The organism is Chthonomonas sp. (assembly GCF_035294165.1).
Taxonomy (GTDB): Bacteria; Armatimonadota; Chthonomonadetes; order Chthonomonadales; family Chthonomonadaceae; genus Chthonomonas.
The window spans coordinates 1-6,801 of record NZ_DATGLN010000096.1 but is presented as its reverse complement, the minus strand read 5'-3'; the positions used below and the strand labels follow the sequence as shown (position 1 = coordinate 6,801).

Below are 6,801 nucleotides of genomic sequence, written 5' to 3'. Positions count from 1 at the left end.
AACGCCCCGATAACCTTTTCGCCCAGTTGCAACTTCTGCAGGTGGCCGCACGTCAAGGAGATGTTGCCACCCTTAAGCAGGCGCTCGCCATGCTGCAGGCAAGAACCACCACCTTTCCAAAGGAGGCCTTGTCGCTTTTTGCACAGCTTAAGGCGGCCGTTCAGGCCAACAATATTCGCCAAGCAGCGCTTCTCTCACGATTTCTGGAAAACAGCCTCACCCTCACCGGCACCTACTTTCAAAGCCGCTTGGCGCTAGCAGGCAGCGCTAACCAGATAGGCGAGCCGATCTTGCACTTTTTGAAGCTTCCCAACCCGCCCTCCACCCCGGCCCCACCCGATCTTCAGCTCTCCTATAGCCCCCAACCTATCACCGCCCCTCTAAACCATGCCGTTGTTGCAGGTGCTACCTGGCTGGATAGCAGTGGCACCCCCCTGCTCTATGTGGCCGACGCCAAAACCGTTTGGCTTGGAAACGGGCAACGTCTTGCTTTTCCGGGTGGCTCCGCCTCCGTTCCTCCCGGAACGGAGGGCATTCTTCCTCTCGATGTCAACTACGATGCCAGAATGGATTTTGCCCTCGCGGGCGCCGGTGGCTTTCGGCTCTACGTACAGACTCCCCAACAGACTTTTCAGGATGTTACCGCCCAAACGCACCTGCCCACCTCTCTCCTTACCACCCCCTATGTAGCCGCATGGCAAGCCGACCTGGATGCGGATGGCAACATGGATATCATCCTCGCCCCCCTCCATGGAAAGCCCATAGAACTGCGCAACAATGGGGATGGTACGTTCACCCCCCTCTATCCCTTTGCCGACCTAACCGACGCCCGCGCTTTTGCCTGGGCAGACCTCGATGATAGCGGCAACCCCACTCCCTGCTTCTTAGATGCACATGGCCGTCTCCACCTGTATGCAAACCTGCGCTCCGGCCTGTTTCAACCGGAAAAAGGGCCGGCTGTAATGGACAAATTGGCCGCCCTGGCGGTAGGCGATGCGAACCCAAACGGCGATATAGACCTTTTAGCTTTGACAACAACAGGAGCCGTCCTGCGTATCTTTTGGGACGCAGAGAGCACCTCATGGAAAAGCGCCCACCTCACCACCTGGCCTAACGCACCCCACGATCTGATGCCGGGGAAAGCAACCCTGTTGATGGGCGATTTGGATAATAACGGCGGCGAGGACATCGTGGCCTCCGATGGGCATACCACACAGATTTGGCTTTGCGATGAGCGCTGGCACTATCCGCCCTATCTCACGCTTCCTTATGCCGTCAACGCTTTAGAAGACCTTACCAACAACGGCCTGCTCGATCTCGTTGGCACCGATGCCCAAGGAAAACCGGTGGAGTTGCTTGCCCGTTCGCCTAAAGCCTATCATTGGCAGGAGCTGCGCCCTGCGCCCGACCCCACCGAGTTCCGCTCACATACCACCTCCACCGGCAACGCGCGCATCAACTCCTTCGCTATCGGGGGCACCATGGAGATGCGCGCCGGCCTCCTTTATGAAAAGCAGCCTATTCTGGCACCGGTCGTCCACTTTGGCTTGGGCACCTATCCCCACGTGGATGTTCTGCGCACGGTTTGGCCTAACGGCGACTCCAGCGCCGAGTTCCTCGATACGCTGAAGCCCGATGCCTCTGTGCCCGCCCCTCACCGCCTTACCGGCTCTTGCCCCTTCTTGTGGGCGTGGAATGGAAAGGAGTTCGCCTTTGTTACCGACTTTCTCTGGAGCTCGCCCCTGGGGCTGCGCATAGACGCCCAAGAGACGGCAGGCACCCCTCAAACCACCGACTGGGTGAAGATTCGAGGAGACCAACTTGTGCCGCGAGAGGGCCTCTACGATGTACGCATCACCGCAGAGCTTTGGGAAACCCACTTCTTCGACTATGTGGCCCTCATGGCCGTAGACCATCCTGAAGGCACAGAGGTGTGGACGGACGAGCGCTTTGCCATGCCACCCCCTCCGCATAAACTGATCGTAACCGGCCCCCTCCATCCGGTAGCCTGGGCAAAAGATGATCAAGGGCACGATGTATCGCCCATTCTTGCTGCACGTGACGGGCGCTATCTCGGTGGATTTGGTCTGGGGCGATTCCAAGGCATTACCCGCGACCATTGGGTTGAGCTTGACCTGAGCAATGCACCGTATCCGGGTCCCCTTTGGCTGGTCTGCCAAGGCTGGATTCACCCAACAGATAGCTCGATCAACGTGGCCATCAGCCACAGCCATTACCCCAAACCACAAAGCCTTTCGCTTTGGGTGCCGGATGCAAAAGGCCGATGGATCGAGGTTCGTAAGAATTTGGGGTTTCCAGAAGGCAAGCTCAAAACCATTCTGATCAATTTAGATGGAGTGTTCCGCCCCGGTGCCCCCCGACGGATTCGCCTAAGAACGAACCTCGAAATCTATTGGGATGCCATTCGTTGGGCCGTCGGCCTGCCGAGCACACCCCTCCATATTCGGCTATTGCCGATTCATACGGCCGTTTTGCGCTATCGAGGCTTTTCCGATATTCGTGCCAAAGACGCCTTCTCTCCAGAACTTCCCGTCTCTTACCAAGTAGCTACCAAAGTGGAGAAATGGCGTGACCTGATCGGCTACTACACCCGTTACGGCGATGTTCGTCCGCTGCTAACCCATATAGACGATAGATATGTGATTATGAATGCAGGCGACGAACTGCAGCTAACCTTCCGCGCACTGCCGCCTCCCCCACCCGGCTGGACGCGCGATTTCATCATGATCGGCGATGGATGGGAAAAAGATGGTAACTACAACACGGCTTTTTCAAAGACGGTGTTGCCTCTACCATCTCATGCCAACCCAAACTACAACCGACCGCCCGGCCCTCTTGCAGACGACCCTGTTTACCAAAAGCATCGTCAAGACTGGCTTACCTATCAAACCCGCTGGGTCGCCCCCTATGCCTTCATGCGAGGTATTCGCCCTTGATGTTCTTCCCTATTGGGGAAAGGAGGCACCTGGCGGTGGGCGTCCTCTCGGACGGCGCCTTTTCGGCCAGCACAGTTTCCGTAACCGTCTCTTTCCCTGACCACTGCATCGCCGTGCGCTTCTACAGCCCCCACCCCTCCCCCTATTAGGGAGAGGGGAGACCAGTAAGTTTACCGGCAGGTTTCTATGATAAGCTCCCCTTTGGAAACTTAACACAACCGCCCCCTTTCTCCCTCATAGGGGGAAAGGATGGGATAGGGGGCGAGCAAGACAGGCTTATTTTGCAAACTACCTCTAGAACTGTGAGATTGTCAGCCCCACCCCCTACCCCCACAGAACTGGTGGGCAGTGAAACGCAAGATTTCTCGCCTGCGGCTCGAAATGACAGTTGTTCATCTCGCCGGCTCTTTAAGGCCTACGGTGCTGTGCACTGCGCCCTTCCCCTCAAGGCCGACGCCCTCCCCCTCTCCCTATTAGGGAGAGGGGCACCTCGCGGTGAGCAACTCAGCGGCCTGTTTTATTCCCTTCATCGCCTATCTCATTGGCCGCTGCATCGCCGTGCGCTCGCACCTCCCTAATAGGGGGAAAGGATGGGATAGGGGGCGAGCGAGATTGGCTTGCTAGTTATCTGTCTCTAGAACCGTGAGACTGTCCGTATCAGCAGCCCCCACCCCCCGCCCCTCAAGGCCGACGCCCTTCCCCTCAAGGCCTGTTGTGCTAACAAGCTCTACAACCGCCTTGAGTCTGTTAGAACAAAAAAATTCCGACCGCGGAATACCTCCCTCTCTTTAGACGTATATAGGGTAAGGTATATTGTGCCTATAGAACTGGTGAGAACGGTGACGCTTTTGCGCAACAACTACATCCGATGTTTTGTAATCGGCATCCTGTTGGGGCTTTTGGGACTTCTCCCGCAGTCCTCAACGGCTGTTTTGCCGCTCTCACCCCATCCTGGTTGCTGCCAGGGCCACCGTTCTGCTTGTTGCTGCTCGCATCGCCAACCGTCCGCTCCATCCTGTCTTTTTTTAGGGTGTGGATGCGCTCCTCATGGCAAAAGTCCTTTGCTCGTCCATCACAACACCTTCCAATATATGGGAGTTATGCCGAGGCTCTCTACCTTACATACACCCACCACAGCACGGTGCCTCGCCCTCCATCGTTCCTCGGCTCCTCCTCTTACATCCGCTTCGAACACTCAACCCTCTGTTCGCGCCCCTCCTTTCTTAGGCTAGATTGCGCCTTTTAAACATTCGTTCATTTTCTGCTTTCTCCATTCGATAGCGGTAAATATTTTCGCGAAATCTATTTCGGTCGCATTATCCTGTCTATCGTTGCGAGAGACGCAATCGCCTGGTTACAAACTAAGAAAGGAAGGGATACCATGTTTTCCAACAGACCGATAGAACGACGTCGCTTCTTGTCGCTGGTTGGCGGTGTGGGCGCAGCCATGGCAATGGGCAATGCGCAGGCACAAACCGAACCCACTGCCAGCTCTGTGGCCTCCGTGGAGGGATGGCCTACGCAGTTCGACCCCATGCGCATCGAACCACGCTGGAACCCACGCGAAATGCCAAAACCCGGAGATGTTATCCACGAATACGATATCGAGCTAGTGATTGCCCGGCATGAGATTTTGCCGCGCATCGAATATCACGCTTATGCCTACAACGGCACTGTGCCCGGCCCGGAAATTCGCGTGAAAGAGGGCGAGTGGGTAAAGGTGAACTTTACCAACAAAACTCATGACTTTCATACCATCCACTGGCACGGTATGCAGTTGGCTAACGAGATGGATGGCGTCCCCATGGAGACCCAGTTTCCGGTGGCTTATGGCCAGACCTTTCAATACCTATTCCGCGCCCAACCGGCCGGCACTCACTTCTACCATTGCCACAACATGACCCCACTGCATATTCAGGCCGGCATGTATGGCGCGCTGATCGTGGAGTCCGACGACGACCCCGTCCGCAAACTGTTTCCCTACACTCGCGACTACACCCTGGTGTTGAGTGAGATTGACCTCAACATGGTGCGTGAGCAGATGAATGAGATGCTACAGATGGGGCGCGTGATGGATGCCATGAACGGCTCGCCACAACTGATGCGTGAAATGTCGGGCAAGATGATGGGTTGGTTCGTTAACAAAGAGGCCTTTCTCAAAGCCATCGCCGATGGCTGGATACCCCCTTACGACCCCAGCCTGGCCGGTTCGATAGAGCCGCCTAAGCCCAACTTCTTCATGATCAACGGAGTCTCCTATCCGATGACGGAGCCTCTACGCATCCGGCGTGGCGAGTTCATACGCGTGCGCCTCATCAATGCCGGGTTTATGCCCCACTTCATGCACCTCCACGGCCACGATTTTTGGGAGGTCTGTCGTGATGGTGCGCCCCTGTCCTCTCCTATTCAACTGAACACCATACCGGTGTTTCCGGGCGGCACCTGCGACATCATCATTCACGGGAATAACCCAGGCAGTTGGCACTTCCACGATCATAGCGATCTCGCCTCCACCAATAACGGGGTTGCACCTGGAGGAATGATGACAATGCTTATGTACGAAGATATGGCAGAGGCCGGCGTGCATGTGCCGGACTATGTGGCCGTGAACTCTTAAAGAAAAGGAGAGAACATGCGAATGCATAAATGGACACCAGTGTTTGTTGCTATCACCATCGCCTTGACCTGCAGCCAAGCGGGGGCGCAAGGCTCGGCAGGCCCCATTCCAGAAAAGCCCTCCATCGTCCCCCAGATCGAGCTTGATGGCACCGGCATCGCCACTCTAAACTACCAAACGCCGCGCCCTGCACCGCCGCCAACCGGCTCCGGCAGCACCACAGACCTGGATTTCGCCGACTCGTCCCTTCTGCTCGGCATCTCTCAGCGGCTCTATCATGGGGGCATCGGCAGCCTTGTGCTTGGCACCGTCACGACCGGTGAAAGCGAGGCGGTCAGCAAAACCGGCCTCCTGCTTAGCCAACTCTACCTCGACTATCAGACGCAACCTTTCGAGGCCTATATCGGCCGCGCGAACACCCCTACCCATCTTTTCGACTTCCCCACTCTGCGTGGCGATGACCTTAATGAGTTCGTGAACCTGCCCAATCCTTTCTCCAATGGGGCCATTGCCGATGAAACGCGCTACAGTAATGTGGCCGCCGTTGAGTGGAACAGCCACCTGCGCAACTTCTTCAACCTACACGTGCAACATCTCCTCCAAACCGCAGCTCCTGGAGCCGGCCAAACCGGCATCAACTCCTACGGTCTTACCTTTCGCTATGAAGCGCCACCGGCCCTAGAGAGCATCGTCAAGATACCATTTTGGGGGCTTGGCTACGAACATCAAACCATCGGAAGCGCCCAAGGCGGGCCGGCCGATGTTCTCTATGGCGGGATCATCTACAACATCGCGCCCGATCCCATTCATCGTTTCGATCTGCGCCTGCTCGACATCTACAGCTTCAGCAACGGCCTTCATAGTTTCACCGGCTTTGCCGATACCTACCGTGCGGCGGCCAACTCCGTGGCGCTCTCGTTGCGCTATCTCTATGCGCTTAACGGCGTGCCGGGCTACGAGGTCGCCCTCACAGCAGGCTTCCGCAACTATGCCCGCGTGCACGACGCCAACACCTTCGCCCTTGCACTTACCGGTGCAAAACGCCTAGGAGAAGGCTTCGACCTTGTCCTTCAGTATATCTATCAGCATCGAGGAGGCGCTTATGCCTCCGCCGTAGGACAGCCGAAAGATGAAAACCGGTTTGAAATAGGGTTTGTGTTCCATTTCCAAAACATCTTCAATCAACACATCGGCCCTCGCCGAACCCTTCAGAATCTACAGCATCAG

The 6,801-nt window shown here is 56.5% G+C and carries 3 protein-coding genes; all 3 read left to right on the top strand.

Annotated elements, in window-relative coordinates; all coding sequences use genetic code 11:
• Positions 1-2,957, top strand: a 2,957-nt coding sequence (locus tag VKV29_RS05055; RefSeq protein WP_324200213.1) for a CRTAC1 family protein, incomplete at its 5' end; no start/stop codon positions are given.
• Positions 2,958-4,338: 1,381 nt separating this feature from the next.
• The gene (locus VKV29_RS05050) at positions 4,339-5,574 is read left to right on the top strand and encodes a multicopper oxidase family protein (protein WP_324200212.1); all 1,236 of its coding nucleotides are present in this window, start codon (positions 4,339-4,341) and stop codon (positions 5,572-5,574) included.
• 15 nt (positions 5,575-5,589) lie between these two features.
• Positions 5,590-6,801: hypothetical protein (locus tag VKV29_RS05045; protein ID WP_324200211.1), on the top strand; the 1,212-nt coding region annotated here is incomplete at its 3' end.